29 protein-coding genes are annotated in these 19,974 nt (G+C 46.4%); 8 read left to right on the plus strand and 21 right to left on the minus strand.

Translation table 11 applies throughout. The features are described 5' to 3' along the window. Positions 1 to 2 precede the first annotated feature (2 nt). The 11 genes from ACVA58_RS03575 to ACVA58_RS03625 all read right to left on the minus strand — a co-directional run bounded on the left by ACVA58_RS03575 (position 3) and on the right by ACVA58_RS03625 (position 9,507). Complete coding sequence (locus ACVA58_RS03575) at positions 3 to 2,102, minus strand: ClpP-like prohead protease/major capsid protein fusion protein (protein ID WP_446509080.1); 2,100 nt, start codon at positions 2,100 to 2,102, stop codon at positions 3 to 5. Beyond that, a complete protein-coding gene (locus ACVA58_RS03580; protein WP_446509081.1) occupies positions 2,095 to 3,609 on the minus strand; it encodes a phage portal protein in 1,515 nt (504 codons plus the stop codon). Before ACVA58_RS03580 ends, ACVA58_RS03575 begins: the two co-directional genes overlap by 8 nt. Continuing rightward, positions 3,602 to 3,814, minus strand: a complete 213-nt coding sequence (locus tag ACVA58_RS03585) for a hypothetical protein (RefSeq protein WP_036817360.1) — start codon at positions 3,812 to 3,814, stop codon at positions 3,602 to 3,604. The genes ACVA58_RS03580 and ACVA58_RS03585 overlap by 8 nt, the downstream gene beginning before the upstream one ends. Further along, positions 3,811 to 5,877, minus strand: coding sequence for a terminase gpA endonuclease subunit (locus ACVA58_RS03590; protein ID WP_446509082.1), 2,067 nt, complete (start codon positions 5,875 to 5,877; stop codon positions 3,811 to 3,813). Before ACVA58_RS03590 ends, ACVA58_RS03585 begins: the two co-directional genes overlap by 4 nt. Further along, positions 5,861 to 6,328 (minus strand): DUF1441 family protein, encoded by a 468-nt coding sequence (locus tag ACVA58_RS03595; protein ID WP_446509083.1) that lies wholly within the window; start codon positions 6,326 to 6,328, stop codon positions 5,861 to 5,863. The genes ACVA58_RS03590 and ACVA58_RS03595 overlap by 17 nt, the downstream gene beginning before the upstream one ends. A 201-nt stretch (positions 6,329 to 6,529) precedes the next feature. Beyond that, the gene (gene lysC / locus ACVA58_RS03600) at positions 6,530 to 6,802 is read right to left on the minus strand and encodes an Rz1-like lysis system protein LysC (RefSeq protein WP_446509084.1); all 273 of its coding nucleotides are present in this window, start codon (positions 6,800 to 6,802) and stop codon (positions 6,530 to 6,532) included. Continuing rightward, complete coding sequence (locus ACVA58_RS03605) at positions 6,705 to 7,097, minus strand: hypothetical protein (RefSeq protein WP_446509085.1); 393 nt, start codon at positions 7,095 to 7,097, stop codon at positions 6,705 to 6,707. The genes lysC and ACVA58_RS03605 overlap by 98 nt, the downstream gene beginning before the upstream one ends. After that, complete coding sequence (locus tag ACVA58_RS03610) at positions 7,090 to 7,626, minus strand: lysozyme (RefSeq protein WP_446509086.1); 537 nt, start codon at positions 7,624 to 7,626, stop codon at positions 7,090 to 7,092. The genes ACVA58_RS03605 and ACVA58_RS03610 overlap by 8 nt, the downstream gene beginning before the upstream one ends. Then, a complete protein-coding gene (locus tag ACVA58_RS03615; RefSeq protein ID WP_158262707.1) occupies positions 7,604 to 7,807 on the minus strand; it encodes an HP1 family phage holin in 204 nt (67 codons plus the stop codon). Before ACVA58_RS03615 ends, ACVA58_RS03610 begins: the two co-directional genes overlap by 23 nt. 222 nt (positions 7,808 to 8,029) lie before the next feature. Beyond that, complete coding sequence (locus tag ACVA58_RS03620; RefSeq protein WP_446509087.1) at positions 8,030 to 8,938, minus strand: hypothetical protein; 909 nt, start codon at positions 8,936 to 8,938, stop codon at positions 8,030 to 8,032. Next, positions 8,938 to 9,507 carry a DUF6932 family protein gene (locus ACVA58_RS03625; protein WP_446509088.1) on the minus strand — a complete coding sequence of 190 codons (570 nt, stop codon included), beginning with the start codon at positions 9,505 to 9,507 and terminating at the stop codon, positions 8,938 to 8,940. Before ACVA58_RS03625 ends, ACVA58_RS03620 begins: the two co-directional genes overlap by 1 nt. A 147-nt stretch (positions 9,508 to 9,654) precedes the next feature. Here ACVA58_RS03625 and ACVA58_RS03630 point away from each other — a divergent pair, with 147 nt between their 5' ends. Further along, positions 9,655 to 10,584 (plus strand): hypothetical protein, encoded by a 930-nt coding sequence (locus ACVA58_RS03630; RefSeq protein ID WP_446509089.1) that lies wholly within the window; start codon positions 9,655 to 9,657, stop codon positions 10,582 to 10,584. Continuing rightward, entirely contained in the window at positions 10,574 to 10,795 is a 222-nt protein-coding gene (locus tag ACVA58_RS03635) for a hypothetical protein (protein ID WP_446509090.1), read from the plus strand. The genes ACVA58_RS03630 and ACVA58_RS03635 overlap by 11 nt, the downstream gene beginning before the upstream one ends. Positions 10,796 to 10,850: 55 nt before the next feature. Here ACVA58_RS03635 and ACVA58_RS03640 read toward each other — a convergent pair whose 3' ends face one another. Genes ACVA58_RS03640 through ACVA58_RS03675 form a run of 8 tightly spaced genes read right to left on the minus strand, consistent with a single transcriptional unit; the run spans position 10,851 to position 14,848 of the window. Then, complete coding sequence (locus ACVA58_RS03640) at positions 10,851 to 11,444, minus strand: hypothetical protein (RefSeq protein ID WP_446509091.1); 594 nt, start codon at positions 11,442 to 11,444, stop codon at positions 10,851 to 10,853. Positions 11,445 to 11,448: 4 nt separating this feature from the next. Further along, complete coding sequence (locus tag ACVA58_RS03645; protein ID WP_446509092.1) at positions 11,449 to 11,778, minus strand: hypothetical protein; 330 nt, start codon at positions 11,776 to 11,778, stop codon at positions 11,449 to 11,451. After that, positions 11,775 to 12,383: a DNA N-6-adenine-methyltransferase gene (locus ACVA58_RS03650; RefSeq protein WP_446509093.1), complete on the minus strand. Its 609-nt coding sequence runs from the start codon at positions 12,381 to 12,383 to the stop codon at positions 11,775 to 11,777. Before ACVA58_RS03650 ends, ACVA58_RS03645 begins: the two co-directional genes overlap by 4 nt. Further along, complete coding sequence (locus tag ACVA58_RS03655; protein WP_446509094.1) at positions 12,383 to 12,751, minus strand: hypothetical protein; 369 nt, start codon at positions 12,749 to 12,751, stop codon at positions 12,383 to 12,385. The genes ACVA58_RS03650 and ACVA58_RS03655 overlap by 1 nt, the downstream gene beginning before the upstream one ends. Further along, positions 12,694 to 13,416 carry an ATP-binding protein gene (locus ACVA58_RS03660; RefSeq protein WP_446509095.1) on the minus strand — a complete coding sequence of 241 codons (723 nt, stop codon included), beginning with the start codon at positions 13,414 to 13,416 and terminating at the stop codon, positions 12,694 to 12,696. The genes ACVA58_RS03655 and ACVA58_RS03660 overlap by 58 nt, the downstream gene beginning before the upstream one ends. Further along, positions 13,416 to 14,162: a helix-turn-helix domain-containing protein gene (locus ACVA58_RS03665; protein WP_446509096.1), complete on the minus strand. Its 747-nt coding sequence runs from the start codon at positions 14,160 to 14,162 to the stop codon at positions 13,416 to 13,418. The genes ACVA58_RS03660 and ACVA58_RS03665 overlap by 1 nt, the downstream gene beginning before the upstream one ends. Further along, positions 14,159 to 14,290, minus strand: a complete 132-nt coding sequence (locus ACVA58_RS03670) for a hypothetical protein (RefSeq protein WP_275451424.1) — start codon at positions 14,288 to 14,290, stop codon at positions 14,159 to 14,161. The genes ACVA58_RS03665 and ACVA58_RS03670 overlap by 4 nt, the downstream gene beginning before the upstream one ends. Positions 14,291 to 14,302: 12 nt before the next feature. Further along, complete coding sequence (locus ACVA58_RS03675; RefSeq protein ID WP_446509097.1) at positions 14,303 to 14,848, minus strand: hypothetical protein; 546 nt, start codon at positions 14,846 to 14,848, stop codon at positions 14,303 to 14,305. Between the two features lie 364 nt (positions 14,849 to 15,212). Here ACVA58_RS03675 and ACVA58_RS03680 point away from each other — a divergent pair, with 364 nt between their 5' ends. The 6 genes from ACVA58_RS03680 to ACVA58_RS03705 all read left to right on the plus strand — a co-directional run bounded on the left by ACVA58_RS03680 (position 15,213) and on the right by ACVA58_RS03705 (position 18,250). Then, entirely contained in the window at positions 15,213 to 15,938 is a 726-nt protein-coding gene (locus tag ACVA58_RS03680; protein WP_446509098.1) for a S24 family peptidase, read from the plus strand. Positions 15,939 to 16,159: 221 nt separating this feature from the next. Further along, the gene (locus ACVA58_RS03685; RefSeq protein WP_446509099.1) at positions 16,160 to 16,846 is read left to right on the plus strand and encodes a hypothetical protein; all 687 of its coding nucleotides are present in this window, start codon (positions 16,160 to 16,162) and stop codon (positions 16,844 to 16,846) included. Positions 16,847 to 16,992: 146 nt separating this feature from the next. Further along, positions 16,993 to 17,244, plus strand: a complete 252-nt coding sequence (locus ACVA58_RS03690; protein ID WP_446509100.1) for a hypothetical protein — start codon at positions 16,993 to 16,995, stop codon at positions 17,242 to 17,244. Next, on the plus strand, positions 17,241 to 17,636 hold the full coding sequence (locus ACVA58_RS03695) for a hypothetical protein (RefSeq protein WP_446509101.1): 396 nt from the start codon (positions 17,241 to 17,243) through the stop codon (positions 17,634 to 17,636). Before ACVA58_RS03690 ends, ACVA58_RS03695 begins: the two co-directional genes overlap by 4 nt. Positions 17,637 to 17,724: 88 nt before the next feature. Further along, complete coding sequence (locus ACVA58_RS03700) at positions 17,725 to 17,937, plus strand: hypothetical protein (protein WP_446509102.1); 213 nt, start codon at positions 17,725 to 17,727, stop codon at positions 17,935 to 17,937. Then, complete coding sequence (locus ACVA58_RS03705) at positions 17,921 to 18,250, plus strand: helix-turn-helix transcriptional regulator (RefSeq protein ID WP_446509103.1); 330 nt, start codon at positions 17,921 to 17,923, stop codon at positions 18,248 to 18,250. The genes ACVA58_RS03700 and ACVA58_RS03705 overlap by 17 nt, the downstream gene beginning before the upstream one ends. Before the next feature lie 236 nt (positions 18,251 to 18,486). Here ACVA58_RS03705 and ACVA58_RS03710 read toward each other — a convergent pair whose 3' ends face one another. Both ACVA58_RS03710 and ACVA58_RS03715 read right to left on the minus strand, forming a co-directional pair. Beyond that, positions 18,487 to 19,506 (minus strand): hypothetical protein, encoded by a 1,020-nt coding sequence (locus ACVA58_RS03710; protein ID WP_446509104.1) that lies wholly within the window; start codon positions 19,504 to 19,506, stop codon positions 18,487 to 18,489. A 45-nt stretch (positions 19,507 to 19,551) separates the two neighbouring features. Further along, positions 19,552 to 19,968 carry a hypothetical protein gene (locus tag ACVA58_RS03715; RefSeq protein WP_446509105.1) on the minus strand — a complete coding sequence of 139 codons (417 nt, stop codon included), beginning with the start codon at positions 19,966 to 19,968 and terminating at the stop codon, positions 19,552 to 19,554. Between the last annotated feature and the right edge of the window lie 6 nt (positions 19,969 to 19,974).

The following is a 19,974-nucleotide window of genomic DNA, read 5'->3' on the forward strand; positions in this document are numbered from 1 at the left end:
GACTAAGCGAACGTCGCTTTAGAAATACCGCGACGATCAACCATCTTAGAAGCCAGATCGTAAGTGATGCGGAACTTCGCACCGTCACTACTCCAGCCGTCGCCCGTTTCCAGCCAAGGATCTTGCTCGCCATCGAGGAAGGCCATCACAACCGAATCAAAGTGCTTACCGGTTAATGCAATCGCACCATTCACCTCAGCCATTCGAGCTGTTTCAATCACCTTCTGGAACTTCTTATAGGCAGGGTTGAAAGTATCTGGCTTACTCGCCGTATTCAGCACCGCTTCTAGGTATGAAGCATGGTCAGGGTTTGCCAGTAGCACTTCACCGCGAAGATCCAATGCATCACCACCCGATGATGTCGCCGTCGCGAACGACTTATGCAGCGCCATAATCAAGGCTTGGTAATCGCCCTTGGTAATACCCGTTTTCAGATTGCCCCACTTAGAGCTCGTACCCGGGATATAAACAGACTTCCCGTCACCCATTTGGCCAGAGAGGATCGCATTGAACATCAGCTTGTCAGACAGGCGATAAGCCGACTGCATGAACTTACGAGGGATCTTAGAAATCAGCGCGATTTCATCATTGATGATCGCCTGACGGGTAAAGGCAATTTCACGGCCAAAGGTCGCCAGCTGGATTTTCTCGCCGCTACCTTTAATGGTTGCCGCTTTGTACTCACCATCTTCCGATACCGCCATCAAATCCGGCGCATCATTAATCAGCACCAAATCCGTTTCTTTAAAGTTCGGCAGGTTCTCGGTATTTGCCAGCTCACGCCACAACGGCGCCCGAACCTTGGCCTCATCACGCATGACCGTGCGAACACCCTCGGTGATGATGTCGGCGAAATCACCACTGTTGAACGCCCTTGCCACCAGTTCGTTCTTGTTACTGCAGAACTTGGCATCTTTGCCCACCGAAATCTCAGCCATATCCAGCAGCGTCTTCATGCGATATGGATTGTCTTTCTCGACACTTTCGGTACCACAGCGCGAATTTAGCGCATTCTGCAGCGCATCTTTGGTGGTATTGCCGTTATCGACATGGATATGAGTATTAATTGGCCCTGAGCTGTTCGCCCCTGATGAAGCCTGATCACCGTTACCCTGCGGATCACGCCCATGAGAAGATGGTTCACTGCCTTGTGCAGCCCCTCCACTCCCTAGCGCAGACAGCGTCCCCAGGTTCTGCAGAATCTTCAGCGAGGCCTTCTCTTCAGAGCAGTCCATATCATTGAGCATGTCATCGCGCAGCTCATCACTCACCTTGTGCTGAGCACACAGCGCACGAATCGCAGACTGGCGAGCGTTTTCTTTCTTCACTGCATTTTGCAGCGTATCGTTATCAAGTGGTTTTGGCATATCGTCACTTACCTGTTGTGATAGTTCGCTGCCTGCCGCACTTGCGGCCAGCGGTTGAGGTTCTGTTTTGGAGGTAGAAGGTTCCGGTTTGGGCTCAGGAACAGGGCTTTCCAACTGATTGAGCAAATCTTCCGGAGGATGCTTAAAGGCCTTGGCCTGTAAATCATCAAGGGAGATATCCTTGAGGCTGTTGGAGAGATCAACCGGATCCACAATCTCATCAATCAAGCCAAACTCCAGTGCTTCCTGCGCAGTAAACCAAGTCTCCTTGGCCATGGCTGCCAGCACATCGTCCAACGGCTTGCCGCAGCGCTCCACATAAGCATCTGCAATGGTTTGTTTCGCGTTCTTCAGCTGGGTAAGCGCGCTATCCAGCTCATCTTCACCGCCCCATGCACCAATAGACGGGTTGTGAATCATCAGCTTGGCGTTTTCCGGCATCTTCACCACATCGCAGGCCATCAGAAAATAGCTTGAGATAGACGCCACCAAGCCATCAACCACACCCACGGTTTTACCCTTGTGTGCCTTGATGGCGTTGTACATCGCCAACCCTTCATACACCGAGCCGCCATAACTCTGAATACGAAACTCTGCATCTTGGCTACCCACGGCCTGCAGCGCACGTACCAAATCGATAGCCTCAATGTCATAGCTACCGATATCACCGTGGATCCACACTTTCACCGGCTGCTCTTCACCTTGATTGGTCAAGGTGAACCATGACTTATTCATCTTCGGCATTCTTTGCCTCTCTGTTATTGTTTTGGCCCGTTTGATTCTTGGCGCTATGCTGAACCTTCGACGCAATGTTATGGGCAGGATCCGCCACACTCACAATCGCATCATCATTCATCGCCTGACGCTCAGCCTTAATCTCACGCCTGACTGATACCGGGTTGAAGTTTCGTTCTCGCTGGTAATGACTTAGCGACTGCAACCCCAACCGAGTACCTTTCTCGACCCCAGTCATCTCTTTGGCTGGGTCTATCCATGGCATCACCGGCGCCTGATAAATCGCATTCAATACCGACTCAGCATCAACATCCTTTGGCACTTTTAGCTGACCAGAGAGAATTGCCATCTCCAACGCTTGCCGGTATTGCGGACGAGTCCAGCAGGTAACGAACTTGCGTTGAAGGATCCGGTAACGAGCAAAGGAATCGATAAGCTCTTGCCGCTGTGCAGAGTAGGTCCCAGAGTAATGACGAGTCACACTAGAGCAGTTCACGCCAGAACCTGCCGACGCTAATCGCATTTGGGCATCACGGAACGGACTACTCATCGACTCACTGCGATTGCTCTCCACCACACCCGCATCTTCACCAGGTGCCAGTTCAAAACTGTTTCCCATACCAAGAAACACATCCCCGCCCCGGTCAAAGGCATCACTCACTTCAGTGCTGCTGTCACGCTTGATGAAATAGGCAAATCGGCTAGCAATCTGCGCACTGATCCGCTCCGACTGATCGTAATCTTCCACATCCGCAATCAAGTCCATCACCGAATGCAGCAAGGTCACGCCACGGTTCTGATGAAAGCGACGAGTAAACTTCAAATGAGTAACGAATCGTGCTTCAACCTCCGAGAACTCAAAGCCCAACGCATCCCGCTGGATCAACACAGAGATAATCTGCCCTAACTTATTGCGGCGAATCCCTTCATACACACCGCGCTCAGGCTCACTGATATTCACCGGCACATAATCCGGCTCAAAAGGCTGCACCCCAAACGGCGTCCCAGATGGATAATCAATCTCTGGGTGATAGCCCATGTAATACCGCGCAAACACTTCCCCATCTCGCAACCAGGTACGGCAGGCCAACCATTCGGTTTCGGCCCTGGAATGTTCACCATCGATATTTTGCTTAAGGGAAAACAGCTCAAACCATTCATTAATCTGACGGGCAAACTCCGTATGCACATTGCCAGCTTTATCCAATGGCTGAGGCTCAATCATGATGCCGTTTGGCCCCACCACATTGGCGCAGAACTCATCAAGAATCGCAGTAACGAAAGGCGTGTTTTCATCCATATGCCGAGCCCGTTGGCGCAGCGACTTGGCATCTTTGTTTAACTGATTGGCTTTACTTGTAGAGCGAGGATTACGTTTCTTGGTGTGAGGGTTAGCAGGAAGTGCCGCTTGATACTTGTTGATCAAGGTTCGGTTGTGCATCCGTTCCAGCCCTGCCTTGGGGTTGAAGTAACCCACCACACGATCGGCAAGGTTGAATTTACTCAAGGTAATTCCTCCGGATCATACTTCTGCGGCCACCTTGCGACTCGCGAGCAATCAACGCCTGCAGGCGTTCAATCTCTCGTCGCACCGTTGCAAGGCTGGCAAAGGTCAGCTTTTCCCCTTCAGCAGTTTCCACCGACTGCTGCATCAAAATCTTCTGCTCGGCATCTAAGTACCACTGCAAGCGCTGGCGGTTAGTTATTGTCATCCGTAAATGCCCCTTGAATGCCTATATCGACTTCTTGGTTTTCGCTCAAACTTAGGCTGCTGATCGGCATCCACCACATTAGTATTGAACTGCCACTCATCGGCCCAGCCCGGAGGGTTCTGCCAGTTCAGCTCATCACCGCCCTTGTAATGCATACCGGCTTCGGCATACACGCACAGGTCAAACGCCTCGTTCGCCGCTTTATCCGGCTTCTTCCAGTCACCATTTTCATCAACAAACTCAGCGGTCAGTTCATCAAACCACTCACGTTGGCACCATGCGGGCAAATGGAAGAACCGAGAACCAAACTCAGCCCGACAATAGCTCGATGACACACGGTGTTTTAAGCGATTGGTATGAAGCAGCAACAGCGGGATTTCACCATGAGCATGTTTAGAACGCTTATCGGGAAAGCTCTCTTTCACCAAGTCTTTCGGATCACGGCTCGCGCCCTTCACCAACCGAAACAAGTGAGACATCCCCTGTCGCTTCAGGCGGTTGTAAAACTGATAACTAAGCTCAGTGACCGAAGTGGTTTTATTACCCACCTTTTCACCAGAGCCACCGGAATCACACAGCGTCAGCAAAGGCTTCATCACCCGGCCAGACTCATCAGCCAGTGGATAGGTTTTCTTAATCACCTGATCAATTAGAAGATCCCAATCTTCGGCGTATACCGCAGGGTTAATACGATCACCATTGCGATGAGGGGTCGTCAGGATTTCAAAGCGGTCAATCACCCAACGTTGCAGTCCTTCACCAAACACCTGAGCTTGCACCACGAACCGAGGGTTCTTACGACCACCCTGCACATCGATACTCATAATCAGGAATCGGCCCCCTTCCGGAATCACGCCACGCGGATAGTCTCCGGCACGAGCCATCAGCTCATGCGCACCCACATCCTGGCTTTGGGATTGCAAAATATAAGGGCGACCAATATCGAGGTTAAAGAAGCTCTTCAACGCTTCCTCATCGCCGCTGTTATCGTATTGCTCTTGAGCACTCAGATAACGGTAAACCAGCACTTCCCAATTCTGATATGTCGCAGCAACGCCCTCAAACCAGAACGTCGCCCACTTAGATTTCCGATGCTGGCTTTCGTCTTCGATAACCTGACCGTATTGATCAACGCCACCTTCCCGAAACCAACGAGCAGCAAGGTTCAAGGTTCGTTTTTGTTTCTCTTCAATGCGATACGTACAACGAGGACACTCACAGTATGCGGTGTTAGCCGCTTCTTGATGATCCTCATGTTCATCCCATCTCAGCGTCTCAAACTCAGGCATAAACCACGCTTCGCAGTCAGGACACTGCCAATACAACCGCCGCCTATCCCCTTGGTTGTACAAAGCACCGATACCCGAACAAGGCTGGCATTCATGCGCTTTCAACTGTCCTTCCTGTTTAGGCTGGCGAACAATACGCCCAGGGGAAGATTCAGCCATCGCCATACCGGAAGATTTGGCATTCTGAACACGCTTAAGCATGAGCTGAAACTTACTGCCTTCTTCCCCCACCGAATCATCAGCCCGATCGTAATCGGTACAACCTGCATAACGATATGTCGAGGCCGACAAACTGGTTTCCGTCGCAGAATCCAGCTTTAGCATCATGCCGTTCTTGAATACTTTACTGGTGAGGTTGTCATCCGCCTTGCGGCCAGTGCGCAAATCCCGAATGGGCTTGGTTTTGGTAAAGCAGCGATCTAAATCGATCTTACTCATATCGACCGCTTTGGTTTTGGTACTGTAGATAAGCAGCATGTCACCCGGCGCTTGAGTAACGGCGTAATTTATCCACCCCTCAACCAAGGCCTTGGTCTTGCCCGAACGCGCAGGCCCCATCAAAATCACCGCTTCGTAAATCCGGCGAGACAGTGCATTCATTGGCTCACGCATATACGGCGTCATCGAACTCATGAACTTGGTAGTGTCCATCCCATCCGACACCCAAAGGTACTCATCAGCGGCTTCTATTGGGGTTTTATTGGCAGGCAAACACAAATAAGCCAAACTACGACGTATAGCCGCCGCATCGGCAAACTTATAATCGAATGTCATCGTTCACCGCCTCTAAATCAAAATTCAATAGCCGTTCTATATCTTCAAGCTGTTCAGCGGTTGCATCGGGTATCGCGGTTTCAATCCGATTGATAGCTCCATCGGCAAACTTCTTAATTGCAGCGATACTCTTGGCGATTTCATTCTCGTAGTCTTCACGCAGGATCAACTCACCAGTGTCTTTCGATAAGCTCAGCTTCTCTCGCTCTGCCTGAACAAACGCCCGCAGCTCAGCGGCGGTTGGAAAGCCCATTAAATCCGGTGCGTCTGACTCTTTCACTGGCGCTTTACACAAATACGGCGCCACCTGGCACACATCGTAAAGCGGAGCATTTCCCTTAAAGGCCACCGGCTCTATACCCGCCGCTTTAAGGCGTTTACGTACCGTCGAACGATGAGAGCCAAACTGCTCTAGCTCACTGGTATTCCATAATCGTTTTTCATTATTCATGGCTTCCTCGGTAATAGCCCAGTCTCTCCCGGTGTCACGCCCGTCTCGCCCACGGTGACGTTGCCGCTCATGTCGCGCTTACTCGCGTGGCTAGTGCCTTTTTGATTCTGAATGCGCGCTCAGATGTAAGGAGGGCACCGTCTTAGCTAACGCAGCAGACAGCGAGGCACAAACGCAGAAGATGAAAATAGAAAAGAAAAGTCACTCTTGAATGCAGGTCTGCGGGTTGTCGTAACAACGCCGCAGGTTCTCGATGCGAGAGGCACACAACGAGAAATACATCAGCCAGACAGGATCACGCCTGACGGCCTCGCCCCACGTTGACGGAGGTGATCGATAAGGTTGAGTACAAGAAAGTAAATACGCCGCAGGCGGTTTAATCAGTGTCACTTTGTATTGGGTGACCACTGGCGGCTGTGTTGTAGTACACCCAACGGTCAGCACCAGGAATAGGCAAATCAGCACAATTCGCATTGGCAATGTCCTTATCAATTTGTTGTTGTGCTTGTGATGCGCGAGCCTGCCAACTTCGACGGGCTAAATCCGCCTGCTCCGCCGCTATACGTTCTCGCTCTGCCATGGCTTCTAGATAAGCCACCGTCTGTTCCATGGATTGATTCACCGCGACTAGCTGTGCAATTTCTTGCACTTTGGCCTGCACATCCGCTTTCGATGCTTTTAAGTCTCGCGATAAAAAACCGTTCTCGACAAACAGCACCAATGCAATCAGAACCAGCACCGCTAAACTGAAGCTCTTGAACTTACTCATAACCATTGAGGCAAATCCCCCGCTCTCGTTCCCGCCGCGTCACAATGCCCCGGCAATTGCTAGCATCCACTCGACAGTCTTTGCCGTTCACATACACCCAGCGGGTAAACTCGTTACAGGCTGCATCCAGCTCGCCGGCTTTAAGTTTCTTCAGGTAAGTAGAACTGCGAAAATTTCCCGAACCAAGGTTCATCACAAAGCTTACGGCCATGTCGAACTTTGGCCCTTCGGGCAGCTCAACTTGTCGATTCACCACCTTCTCTGCCGCAGCAATGTCATCAATAAACCACTGGGCAATTTCGGGCACTTCAGCCGTGTCGCCCTGCTCTACCCCTTGGGTATGGCCAAGGCCGATGGTCCACACATTGGCGCTGCACTGGTAAGCCGAGCTTTTACATCCTTCGAGCCCGGCCATAAACGCCAAGCCATCGTCACTGGTTTTTAAGTCGTGATTACTACCAGCGACAAAAGCCAGCACCGCAGCCACCGCACAACCTGCCGCGCCGCTAGTCGTCTTCCATTTGTTCATAGGCTTTTCTCACATCAGGATGGTTCTGCAAGGCTTTGAGCATTCGGCGGCGATAGAGCCAGTTGATAACAGCGGTGAACAAGGTTGCAGCAATGGACACCACTACACCAATTTCATTGATGGATAAGCCAGACACCAAGCCGGTAAAACCCGCCCAGAGGTAGGCAAACCATCCGATCATCTTCTCTCTCATAGGCGAATTTCAGGGTTAAAAAAACCGCCAGAAAGGCGGTTGGGATTAGAGGTATGAAGCGCTAAAACGACAAAACCCCGCCGAGTTGGCGAGGTTTTGCAATTTGGTAAGTAAACGGCATTTAGAGGTGAATGTCAACACTCAGTCATAATACCACTAGAAATATTATGCTATTGGCTTTCCACGGTAACAAGATGACCCGGCCATAAATTAATCATAAACTTCTGTTATTTTATACACCGTCTTATCTGGCCGATAGACAGAGCTTACTGTCTTAATCACCATTTTAACTCTAACAGTAGAATTCCACTTTTTACCTTGAAGCCTTTTTGCTACTGCTTTTGATGTAGTTCCTGAAATAAGAGCCCCGCCATCTAATGCTTCAAACTTACAGCTCTCTGGTAGTTGACCTATAAGAACAATATCCCTCGTTTCTTCTTCTTCATCTATAGAAGTAGCTTCTGTCCTCCTTCTAGCTAAGGAAATAGACTTACTATCCAAACGATATTCGCTCTTATCTCCCACAACTCTCAAGCAAGATTTACCCTTATCTAAGGTAATAAAAAAGTTTTTAAGTGATTGTAAAATTCTTTGGTCTATATTCTCAACACTGCTTGCAAAAATACTCTCATCTTCTAATGTAGTATTTAATATCAATTCAATTACTTCATCCAGCGTTACTTTTAAAGACGTTTCTGTCATTTCTAGCTGCTCAGACAGCTCATCTAAAATAAAACCAAACGAACCTTTTGCCACACCGGTAATCATTAAATTAGAAGATGCTTTATTAGCAATAGCTCCCCTTGTACCCAATCCACCATTTTCTCTGTAAGCAAAAACTTTGTTAACAAGTTCTTGAAAGTTATCGAGTGAATGGCCAGCAAAACTAGCTAGAATACCCTTGGAACCATAAACGGCCTCGCCATCAAAGAACAAAGCAACACTTGCGTTTGTTACATACTGAGTTTCTAAGCTAGTAAGTTCTTGCTGTAGCTTTTCCAGCTTTTTTAGATACAACTTTTTCGCTACAAAGTCGCCATACTTCACTGCGTCATTTAACAGCTTTTCCACTGAAGTAATATCAACTTTCAAACTATCCAATTCTAATTTACGAGGCATTATTCATCACCTCCATCAGTAATAAGACTGAGAACACTAGACTCATCTTCGCTTAAGTCTATCTCGAGAATACCCTTCCATAAGGATGTTGAACGTTGATGGGAGAATAGACCGAACCAGTATCGCGTTTGTTCGATTAGGTAAAGTGGATTAGTCCTAATGTTCACATAATATGCGTCACACATAAACTCCGTTTTTGATACATCTGTATCAAACAAGTCTTGATTGTCATCAAAGAGCTGATTCCAGTCGTCTTCTGACTGAACAGACGCAGGTAATTCAGAAAAAGTTACAAAGTCAATATCAGCAGGAGGGCGTTTTCTTGTTGTTTCTACATCTTCAACAAAGCTACCATCAATCCATTGAAAACCTGTTGAAAATCCTAACCCTTTCATTTTCAGCCTATAGTTGATAAAGCCACGCAAAAGTAACTTTCGTTCAGGACTAGTTGCAAAATGGGCTACAAACTCATCTAACCCGACTCTATAAGGAGACATACTACCACGTTCAGTTGGATCATCCGCTAAGTATGGCGGCAAAACACCTGACGAATTAAAGTGAGGAATCAAGTAAAGCTCCTTGCAACAATTTATCTCTTGTAATCTCCTGTTATTCTAAGCATTTTATTGTTTCAGTGAAATAGATAGTATAGTCTTCATGACAAATTTATCTATTTTAATCACACATACAACATAGCCTTGTTAACAGGAGGTTAATTGAAAAACTACTCTCGACCTTTGTACAATAATCAATTGGCATTTGACTTCCTTACTCGAGTCCTTGGTCAAAAAAACTCACTGCAGGTGGGAGACAATGTCCAAAGAATCGTCACAGCAGAAAAGTTACTGCAAAGTACTACTGCTGAACCAACCATGACTGTTCGCAATAATAGACACCCTTTTTTCGCCACCGATGAAAGTAGAAAAAAACTCAGGGAAGATATCTTCAAAGAGTTAGCTTTTCTAGAGAGGCTTGACGATGACGATGACATCAAGCTGGGTAAAGGAGGGGCACTACCAAAAACTGAAATTAAGAAAGAAGGTAAAGCATTCATTATTATAGGTTTACCGGCATCAGGTAAATCAACTATTGCAAGTCAAATAGCAGACTATTATAGTGCAGCCATAATTGATTCTGATTACGCCAAAAGAAAATTTCCAGAGTATTCACTACCTCAAGGGGCAAGTATTGTACATGATGAATCAACCTTGATTACATTTGGTGCTGAATCAGGTGACTCTGATGAGCCTTCTCTTTACGAGTTTTTCACAAAAGACAAGTGTAATATAGTCATTCCAAAAATTGGCCATGACGAAAAATCAGTTCTTGGGCTCAGAAACGCGCTATTGTCAAACGAAGCTGGAAGCTACAGTGAAGTGCACTTGGTTTTAGTAAGTGTTGATAGAACAATTTCAACAGAACGCGCTCTCAGTAGATTCCTTAAGACTGATCGGTATGTGCCACTAAGTCTTGTATTTGATGTTTACGCAAATGATCCAACTCTAACCTATTATAGAGTTAGGGAATGTACAAATTGGACAACAACTGGTAAAGTGAAAACGGAAGCGAGTAGCCCAGTCTATGTAGGTGGTTCTGGACAAGAAAATCCAGCCCAAATTATATTCGGAGGTACAAATGACAGATAAAAAAAACGTATCTTATGGATATTCATACAGTTATAACGATATGGTGTGTGAAGACTCAAAACGTGCTACTGCGAAAGAAATGAAGCAGGAAACATATTCAAACAACTTAAGGTCTTACTATAAGCAAGACTCGAGTGATTACAAAGCAGTGTCAAATAATAAGAAAACCAAAGCTGAGCTAGATGAAAAGTACTCAAAGTATATGAACTAGCTTTTAGTGCGTCGTAAAGACAGCAGCCCCACCTCAACTTGGGGCTGTGTCGTAACTAAGCGACTTCTTTTATACCTTCCTTTTCTTCCTCTCCTACTCTTTTCTGAAGTGCCAAAACAGCTACAGTGCGATTACATATAAGCCAATCAACCAACCTATCTAGAACTGATTTATACCGGTTGAACCGGCAATACGTAACAGGCAGCGTTTTAGCAAAGTAGGCAAAACGGGTTTCATTGGTCCACTTGATTCGCCCATCGGTACAGCATGGGCACTTACGGCTGTGTTTACACTTCGATACTACCCTACCCGCACCATTGCACTCGGGGCATAGCTGGCCGAGCTGTTGAGTAGCTTCGGCTATTGCGGTTAGGCACAAGGCCTCGATGGCTTGTTTGGGGTAAACACCACGCCATGTTTGCATCGCTTTGGCAGCTTCTAACCAGGTTTGCTGATATAGCTCTCTGGCTGAATCCCTGTCTGATAGCAGCTCTACAAACAAAACGTGGAAACCGATGGGTGACTCCTTCCAAGTAATGCCCACTATCGCCAACTGCTCATCAAGGCTCAGTAAGGCTTTACCGCCTGTTCGGGGACCATAGCTGATCCCCTTCATCCCGAATTTACCTAGCAACTTTTCAATTTTCATAATGTTATGCCGCCTCTTCGAGCGTTGTTACCATGCTGGCCGGAACCAAGCGGTAGTAGTAAACCAATTTGCCATTAACGTGCTTGCACATCCGCTGCTTAACCAAGCCAGTGTTGCTTGGCTTCACCTCTCGCAATCGGGCGCTGATCGCTGGTTGGGTATCAAAGGCATCAAACTTAGTTTGGATCCGCTGCTCTAAATCCCTCAGCGTTGACCATTCCAAGCCCAGCGCAGAAGACACGACTCGATTAAATTGGGTATCGGCACTTAGGGTGAGTCGCTTCTGTGCTTTCAAGTCTTCCACTTGCTGATCAAAAGTTAGTTTTGTGTTCATGCGGCACTCTCCACTTTTTCACGAAAGTTGATTGTTAGCTCGTCCGCAATACCACGTTTAAAACGGATCCGCTGCGTGACAGGAAAATACCCCGGTGTAAACAGCACAAACACACTCCCGAAGTTAACGCCTGTCTTCTTGGTGACGCCATCAGGTTCAACAAAGTTGTAACGGCCATCAGGCTCATAAATGGCGGCGGCTTTGCCCTCGACATACTCCAGCCACCAACCGGTTAACGGCTCATACGGCAACAGCATCATGCCCGAATGGCCTTTCTTGGCTTGCTCCAACGCCTTACTAAGAAACTCAGGTTTCTTATCAAACGGCGGGTTACACCACCAATGCGATGCCCAGTCGCATTGCAAAGCATCAAAGCCACGAACCGTAGCGTTCGGGTTCAACCTGAAAGCACCTTGCCCGCGGCTACGCTCAAACCATTCCGGTGAAACATAGAACTCGGCACACTTTGTTGTCTCCGGTTCGGCGGCCACATCCAACGCAAACGCACGACCATACAAAGCTTGGGCATCCCAATAACATGGCCACTGTGTACCCCACCGATTCTTATCACTTTGGGCAGTCGTGCTCTTAATCAAAATCGCCATCACGCCGCCCTCGCAATTCCATACGTATTCACCCGCATCCAGATTTCGGCTTCGCGCTTACGCGGTGCGAGCTGATGTCGTGCCCACGGTGATCGGGTGTTGAGCAGTTCTAACATCGCATCAACTTGGTTCCCGGGTATGCCGCTGGTTTGCCATTTCTTCACTGTGGTGACGGATACCCAGCAGTGATCGGCTATCAGCTTTAAGGCCTGATCCTGCTTCAACTTACGGTGATGCATTAGGTGGCGTACAGCAGAACAAAACGCCTTTGATTTCAGTTCAGATTGAATCTGTTCGAGTGTTTGATATTTCATGCTGCGTTGCTCCCTTTCTTGATCCGGTAACTGCTCCAGTTGAACGTCACCCACTTGCCGTCTTCCATAATGCGATCGACCGCAGCGCGCCCGAGGGTTTTCACTAGCTCATCACTCTGCAAGTTGGTGATGATGCCGGTTGGTCGTTCCTGCGTGTATCGCTCATCGATAATGCGGTTAAGCATCACCCGTTCGTTGTTGCTGTTGTGCTGAATGCCCAGCTCATCGAGTACCAGCAAATCAACCCCGCTCAGGTAGCGGATGATTTCTGTCTCGCTGATTTCAGATTCCTTGCGGTAAGAGTCGCGGATCTTCAACATCAACTCCGCCACGGTGATCACCACTACAGAACGGCGCAGCTGCAACAGCCCATTGGCGATAGCACAGGCCAAGTGATTCTTACCCGTACCCGACGTTCCCGCGAAGATAAAACCACCCGGACGATGATTGATGTAGTCATCCAACAAGCCACGCGCTTCGGCAAACGCCGTACGTTGGCCTGAGCAATGGGTGAAGTAGTTTTCAAACTTACAACCCTGATGGCGCTTCTTGATGCCAGAGCGGCCAATCGCTTTAGCAGCCAATACCTGACGGTTTTCTTGATTCACCTTCTGGCGGTAGGCTTCCGCTTCACGCTCGTGGATTTCGGCCATCTGCTCGGCGGTGTATGGCTGGACGTGTTTTGGCATCGCTTTGGCCAATCGATTCATGATGTTCATCAATAACCCTCCGGTGGTCCGTAGTTGCCATTACTAGCCCCCATGCGCAGAACGTTTGAGTCCTGCTTGCTCTGGCGCTCACTTGCCCACTTGTTGGCATTGCGCATGCCGTTGCGCCAGGCGGCAATCCAGTCGGTGTACTTCGAACCTCTGGCAATCATGGCGTCGGCCCATTGGTTGGTGGCGTCGTGTACATCCAGCGAGAAGTTCTGCTGGGCATACCACTGCGCCATCTCATCCGATACGTGGAAATGAGCAGGCAGCAAGGTTTTAGATGGCTTGCGTATTTTGCCTGTTGGTTTTTCAAGATCGCTTGCTTGGGGGACTATAGGGGGATCTTTAAGATCTGATGGATCTAATGATGGTTTGGGGTCAGCCTCCGGCCCACCCTTTGCCGAAATCTGCCCTAGGTCAGATTTCGACCTAGGTTGATTTTCGACTGGGGTAGAATCGCTGTTTTGCAGCTGACGGACATCAATCCAATACATGTTGGTGTCGTTGTTTTTAGCCCCTTCTTTAGCGGGTTTCACCCGACACTCTTTGGTGATAATCCGCATCTCGCACAGACTTTTGATCTGCGCTTTTACCGTAGAGCGGGATACCCCACACTTCTTCGCCAACCGCTCTAAACTCGGCCAGCAATAGCCTTCGTCGTTGGCAAAATCAGCAAGGCAAAGCATGATGAGCTTCGCGTTGCCTTTGAGGTTATCGGCGTCCCATACCGCCGTCATTACTTTGATACTCATAACGCCAGACCTGCTCTCATCTGTTGGAAAATCCAATGGGCTTCAACAGGTGAGACTTCAAACTTGCGCCTGCCGTTACTGGCCATCCATACCGAATGGCCCTGATTAAGAATTAGATAAAGACTCATTGCACGAAATCCTTACGCGGCTTTGTTAGCCATCAAGTTCTCTAGGTATCCCAGTAGCGGTTTATGAGAACCCTCACTCTCCTGCACTTCTTTGTAAGCAGTGCGGAGTTGGTCCAGTGAGGCATTCTCGGGCAGCATCAGTAGCGTGGTCAGTGCTTCTGATGATTCTTTGTTGAAATGAGCCAGCAAGCGATCGCGGCCAGACGTGCAGTCACTCTCCCCTATTGATGCCACCGAAAAGCCCAGTGGATTAAGGAAGGTATTGAGCGCATCGCAAGCCCGTTGCTTAGGCATGGCGAGCAAGATGGCCGGAAGCAGATCCATGATGTTAGCTTTGGCCTCGGCAGAAACCCGTTCGTTGTAACGCCAGAAGTTCTGCGAGTTGTTGGCGTCATCGGCACCTGGAACTTTCAGGATCCGCTTTCTGGGGGCATCCGGTTCATGATGCAGATTCAGCTTGTAATAATTGCGAGCGACTTTATTGGCGATGAACTCCTTGGTGACTTCACACCGCCAACTTTCTATCGCGTTACGCATAACGCTTTTTAGACTTACCATTGTTGTTTCCTTACGTTGGTTGATTGTTTGTAATCACCTCTTCCCTTCAGATCTTGATATGATGAAAAAGTCACGTATCTGATGGGTATATATCGGGTCGCAAAACGCTCTTATCTAATGCACCCTTAGTAGCGATATGTAATTGAGTAGCTAGGTTAAAACCTGCTTTCTTCCTCCCGTGCATGATGTGGCGCAAATAGCTTGTTGTTGTGCCTACCGATTTGGCCAAGGCTCGTTTATCTTTTGCTGTCATAGATTGCCAATAGATCGAATACACAATGTACCTCCTTGGTACATGTAACAATACTTTATATGTACCGTCAAGGGCGTGTACCAAAACAGTACCTAGTTATATGCTGTTTCTATGAAGAAGATCGAAGATTTGCGTTTATACAACGCAAGATTGCTTACAGATAAATTTGATACGCTTGCAGAATTTGCTAACGCTATTGATAGGTCAGCAACGCAAGTAAGTCGGCTTGTAGGTAAAAACCCAACGAAGTCTATTGGCTCAAGAATGGCTCGTCATATTGAGCAAGCACTTCAATTGCCTGAAGGCTGGTTAGACACTGTTCATACTGAATTAATGGATAATAGCTTTGATGATGGAATTGATCTTAGCGTAGATAAAATCACGCTATCAAAGGTGCCAGACGACAGTTCATATCTTCAAACATTTGGACGATCCGAGAGAAACAAAGTTTCTACCTACCCTTTGCTGAATAAGGTTCAAGCTGGTTCTTGGTCGGAAATTACCGAGAAAAGCATCTCTGATGCGCCCAAGTACCCTTGCCCAGTGACTTGTAGTAACCAAACCTTCGTTCTTAAGGTCAGCGGCGACAGCATGCTACCTACTTATCAGGATGGCTATTTAATTTGGGTTGATCCTTCAGTAGAACCTCAGAATAAAAGCCATGTCATTGCGCGTCTTGATGACAGTAATGAAGCTACTTTTAAACAACTCGTTGTTGAAGACAACCAACGTTTTTTAAAGCCACTTAACAAAAACTGGCCAGAGCAATACATTAAAATTAATGGCAATTGCACCATCATTGGTGTTGTGGTTTTTGGTGGTTTTGTCCCTTCTTAACCCTTCAGCTACAGTCAATTTTCTAAAGAAAAGCAGACATTAATATGTGTCTGCTTTTTGTTTTCAGCTCCCAAGAATATTCCCATTCATTCTAAATCCTGAATTATTGACAATATTCACAAAAACTTCATGGTTGAAATATGTACTTTACAGGTACATATTCATGATGTATCTTTCAGGTAAATCACTTGATTTACCTTTTAGGTACATAAGGAATGACCATGAAAGAACTCAATCAAATCGTCACAACCAAGCTTGCCCGCATGATCGATGACGGATCCATCGAGAAAATGATCGAAGATCAGCTAGAAAAGCTGATGCAAGATACCGTCAATGCAACCCTTCGCAGGTATAGCGACTTTGGTAAATCGCTTACCGAGACAATTGAAACGTCTATCGGTACATCACTCGACCACGTTTCATTTCCTGAGTACAACCACTTCGTAGCCCAACTAGTGCAGGAAAAATACGGCCAGGCATTAGATAAACATGCCGCTACCCTGCTGGATGAATTACTCAAAGCTGAGCTTAGCCCGGTACCTGAAGAACTGGATGCACACAAAATACTGGATGAAATTAGAAGCTGTTGGGGAGAGTCGGCCCAAGAGAATGGTGGTGAAATAAATATTGAGTGGGATGAAAATGACACCGCTATTTATATGACTATCAAGCACCCCGAATATGATTGGCAATCAATAAAAGTCACCTTCTACAACCATGGCGAAAAAGACTGCCAATACCACATCGGTTATATCAACGAAGATGATAAACGAATCAGCGGAAGTATTACCGGCGCCACTCACGCAATGGGTTTAGCGGGTTACTTCTACAAACTCTACTGCCGACAAACCAAAATCTCTGGCCTGCAAAATATCTACGGCGAGAGCATTGATGTTTTTGATTACTAAAAGAAAACCCCGACTCAGGGACCAATCCGAATCGGGGTATCTCGTGCAATGAGTCCTCATCGAGGCTCAACTTTAGAATAACGCAGGGCTGACCACCCTGCAAGACCACAATCTGATTATCAATATTCACATAAGGAAATCGTGCAATGAGAGAACCAGTGAAGAACAGTATTGAGGCATTTATTGTTAAGCATATAGATAAACAACTTGAAGCTGAGGGTTATCCCCCATCAGAAATTGATCGCGGAATTAATGAAGCATTACGCTTCTACCGTACTACCGCCACTTTCAGTAAAGGCAAAGTCTTCGACAGCTGTTTAACTAAGGCGCGTCATCTTATTAAGCCGAGTAAGAAAACCGCCACTCGCAGTAGTAAAAAGAAAAAGGCGGCAGCATGAATAAAGAAGATCGCCTTCGCGAACAAGGACGCCGGCGCGCCCAACGTTTTCGCGACAACCAAAAGAGTAATGGGGTGACTAACTTTCCCCTGCCCTTGGAACAAAAGGAAGTGGAACAGCTCAACGAGATTTGCCGCTTCTTCTCGCAACCAGGTACACCATGCAAACAAGCTGAAGCATTGCAGTTATTGATTCACCGCATTCACGCCGAGATTCCGGTGATCAAAGAAAAGCTCGGCACCTGTAAATATTGTGGCGAGTCATTACCCGAAGGCTGCGCCAAGTTAAAACAAGGTGGACTGTTCAAAGGTGATGCCCGTTGTTGGCACACCACCAACAGAGTCCGACTTTTCGAACCGCTGCTACTAGCAAAATCAACGGAGGTTTCATGATGGAATATTTAGCCCCACTCATCTACTCCACCGGATGTGTTGTGTTTTACATCGGTTACCTATTGGCCACCAGCAAGAGGAATAAAAGATGAGTAAAACGATGCGACTTTCATGGCTTAACTGCGCCAAGTGCGACAGCAACAAAATTGAAGTTACCACCGAACAAGGTAACGATGAATGGATCTACGATGGTGACAAATTAACCTGTTTAGACTGCGGCGCAACCGGAGAACTAGAAACTGACGGCGGGATCACCTGGTTCGAGGCAGATAAGGAGCCTAAAAATGCACAATTTCACTAACTACCCCACTGTTGATGTCACATATCGAGTTAAATCAGACATTAAAGTGACAGCGTCACCATTAAAATCTGATAAAAACGATGAGCAATCACCCGAAAAATCAAAAACAATAACAACCTTAGATGAGCAGTCATCACCACAACTGATCAGCCACAAGGAAGTATTGGCCATGTTCCACATAAGCAGCAAAGCCACCATCTACAAATGGCGACAAAACCGTGGATTCCCAGATCCAGTTACGTTAATGCCATTACGATGGTTGCGGTCAGCGGTTGAAGAATGGAAGGAGAATATTGGGGGCTGTGGGAGGTGATGTTTGAAGCGGCTGGAAGGCCGCTTTTGATTTAGAGATCGTAATAAGAGAGTTTGGACAGAAATGAGCTTAGGAAATCCAAACATTAGCAAAGCATCAATTAGTATAAGTATGGAAAGTCGCTTAACTCATTCTTCAACATTGATGAACTAATAAGTGTAATGAAATGCACTAGAGCCATGATACTAGTGCATTTCTTATTGCTTAAGCGGCTTCGAGCCTGTTATATGAAAACTCTACTGGTTCACTAACTTGGATTTTATAGTTACATCATACCGAAGTGGACACTCTGGCTTAATACTTGTTTCATTTAGCTTGTATAACTCAAGGATAGGATGACTTTCAAGGTTCTCTACGGTTACCAAAACCAAAATATCTTCAATCAAATGCATCATATTAGAACACAGAACATCCAAATCATTTAATAAATCATGTGGACCATTCTTTATCTCTAGCTTTTTGGTTAGATCATAAGTCCAAGCAGGAGAACAAAACCGATTCCCAGGTTTAATACCAAAGTTTTCTATTTCTATGCTTTGCCCTGTTCCTGAGTGTTCAATCGCATTACGACACTCTGAGAGCAAACGAATCCAATCCATATCTTGAGAAAGTAATTTAACTATTTCGTTATTTGTACCTAGTCGGTCACTCAAAAATTCGAGGTGCTTGTTAAAATGTGATTCGTTTCTATCAGTTATAGGAATTGAATAAAACAAAGATAAAAACTTAAAAGTATCTATTAGCACTAACTTAGCATTAGTAAGAAAAACTCGTACTCTAGACTCCAATTCCGGTATCTTTGGTAAGGCTGGCATAAAGTCATTGTTTTGGTTCACCAAAATAATCTTATTACATTTAGGAATTAAGTCTTGATAGAGGTCTTCAAGCTCTACGACTACTTTTCGACAGTTCAAAAGTAGTCGATTCATACCCCAAATGTGAGATAAAACCTGATCTTTGTCCATATCTGCATTAGAGATGTATGGTGCAAGTTTTGCCGCTTGCATCAATACACGGGCTACGTATTCAGAAGCACAGCCAAAATCGAAGATTTTCTCGTAAGAGTGTTTCGTTTCTAATTCAGTTCGATGAGGATCGATTGAGTCTGCAGTTAGCATTCTAAAAATGCTATTAGCCTTTAGCAGATACAAAGACTCCCCAATAACTAGTGTCTCAATAATCGCATCTTGAATATCAGGATTGTCAGGATCTTTTACCTCAAATCCAAACGCACTATCTCGATCATATTTTCTCATAGTCTCTCAGGAGCCTCTTTTTATATAACGCCTTGCTATGTGTATTTATTCAATTAATTCTGCTAATTTCTTTTCTAATGCCTTTTTGCCTAAGCTAAAAACAGCTTTCACTGTCTCTGAAGGCCCCGCATCTTTAAAAGAAGTTTTTAATGTTTCTATTACGCCAGGCTTCACTAGATCAGAGGCAAATTGATGACCTTGAGCAGTTAACCTCAAAGGGATTATGCTAACCGAAAATGATCCACACCCAGAACGCGAAAATCCGATACCTTGTAGATTATTACTCGAGTTTTTCAATAAACCTTGATCTTCAAGAATTTCCAAATGAAAAACGAGTTTATGTAACTCATCATCTGTAGATATAAAGCCTTTAAAGCTATCTTGATTAAGTTTGAAATCAGGATGATTATTTTCTAAAACCAATTCTAGAAAATTCTTTATATATTCAATATCGATTTTCATAAACTC

This window comes from Photobacterium sp. DNB22_13_2, from assembly GCF_052873915.1.

Bases quoted from the DNA above. Each gene is read 5' to 3' on its own strand.
- ACVA58_RS03575 (WP_446509080.1), bottom strand. From the start codon at position 2,102: ATGAATAAGTCATGGTTCACCTTGACCAATCAAGGTGAAGAGCAGCCG.
- ACVA58_RS03585 (WP_036817360.1), bottom strand. From the start codon at position 3,814: ATGACAATAACTAACCGCCAGCGCTTGCAGTGGTACTTAGATGCCGAG.
- ACVA58_RS03590 (WP_446509082.1), bottom strand. From the start codon at position 5,877: ATGACATTCGATTATAAGTTTGCCGATGCGGCGGCTATACGTCGTAGT.
- ACVA58_RS03595 (WP_446509083.1), bottom strand. From the start codon at position 6,328: ATGAATAATGAAAAACGATTATGGAATACCAGTGAGCTAGAGCAGTTT.
- lysC (WP_446509084.1), bottom strand. From the start codon at position 6,802: ATGCGAATTGTGCTGATTTGCCTATTCCTGGTGCTGACCGTTGGGTGT.
- ACVA58_RS03605 (WP_446509085.1), bottom strand. From the start codon at position 7,097: ATGAGTAAGTTCAAGAGCTTCAGTTTAGCGGTGCTGGTTCTGATTGCA.
- ACVA58_RS03610 (WP_446509086.1), bottom strand. From the start codon at position 7,626: ATGAACAAATGGAAGACGACTAGCGGCGCGGCAGGTTGTGCGGTGGCT.
- ACVA58_RS03615 (WP_158262707.1), bottom strand. From the start codon at position 7,807: ATGATCGGATGGTTTGCCTACCTCTGGGCGGGTTTTACCGGCTTGGTG.
- ACVA58_RS03620 (WP_446509087.1), bottom strand. From the start codon at position 8,938: ATGCCTCGTAAATTAGAATTGGATAGTTTGAAAGTTGATATTACTTCA.
- ACVA58_RS03635 (WP_446509090.1), top strand. From the start codon at position 10,574: ATGACAGATAAAAAAAACGTATCTTATGGATATTCATACAGTTATAAC.
- ACVA58_RS03640 (WP_446509091.1), bottom strand. From the start codon at position 11,444: ATGAAAATTGAAAAGTTGCTAGGTAAATTCGGGATGAAGGGGATCAGC.
- ACVA58_RS03645 (WP_446509092.1), bottom strand. From the start codon at position 11,778: ATGAACACAAAACTAACTTTTGATCAGCAAGTGGAAGACTTGAAAGCA.
- ACVA58_RS03650 (WP_446509093.1), bottom strand. From the start codon at position 12,383: ATGGCGATTTTGATTAAGAGCACGACTGCCCAAAGTGATAAGAATCGG.
- ACVA58_RS03660 (WP_446509095.1), bottom strand. From the start codon at position 13,416: ATGAACATCATGAATCGATTGGCCAAAGCGATGCCAAAACACGTCCAG.
- ACVA58_RS03665 (WP_446509096.1), bottom strand. From the start codon at position 14,162: ATGAGTATCAAAGTAATGACGGCGGTATGGGACGCCGATAACCTCAAA.
- ACVA58_RS03670 (WP_275451424.1), bottom strand. From the start codon at position 14,290: ATGAGTCTTTATCTAATTCTTAATCAGGGCCATTCGGTATGGATGGCC.
- ACVA58_RS03675 (WP_446509097.1), bottom strand. From the start codon at position 14,848: ATGGTAAGTCTAAAAAGCGTTATGCGTAACGCGATAGAAAGTTGGCGG.
- ACVA58_RS03680 (WP_446509098.1), top strand. From the start codon at position 15,213: ATGAAGAAGATCGAAGATTTGCGTTTATACAACGCAAGATTGCTTACA.
- ACVA58_RS03685 (WP_446509099.1), top strand. From the start codon at position 16,160: ATGAAAGAACTCAATCAAATCGTCACAACCAAGCTTGCCCGCATGATC.
- ACVA58_RS03690 (WP_446509100.1), top strand. From the start codon at position 16,993: ATGAGAGAACCAGTGAAGAACAGTATTGAGGCATTTATTGTTAAGCAT.
- ACVA58_RS03695 (WP_446509101.1), top strand. From the start codon at position 17,241: ATGAATAAAGAAGATCGCCTTCGCGAACAAGGACGCCGGCGCGCCCAA.
- ACVA58_RS03700 (WP_446509102.1), top strand. From the start codon at position 17,725: ATGAGTAAAACGATGCGACTTTCATGGCTTAACTGCGCCAAGTGCGAC.
- ACVA58_RS03705 (WP_446509103.1), top strand. From the start codon at position 17,921: ATGCACAATTTCACTAACTACCCCACTGTTGATGTCACATATCGAGTT.
- ACVA58_RS03710 (WP_446509104.1), bottom strand. From the start codon at position 19,506: ATGAGAAAATATGATCGAGATAGTGCGTTTGGATTTGAGGTAAAAGAT.
- ACVA58_RS03715 (WP_446509105.1), bottom strand. From the start codon at position 19,968: ATGAAAATCGATATTGAATATATAAAGAATTTTCTAGAATTGGTTTTA.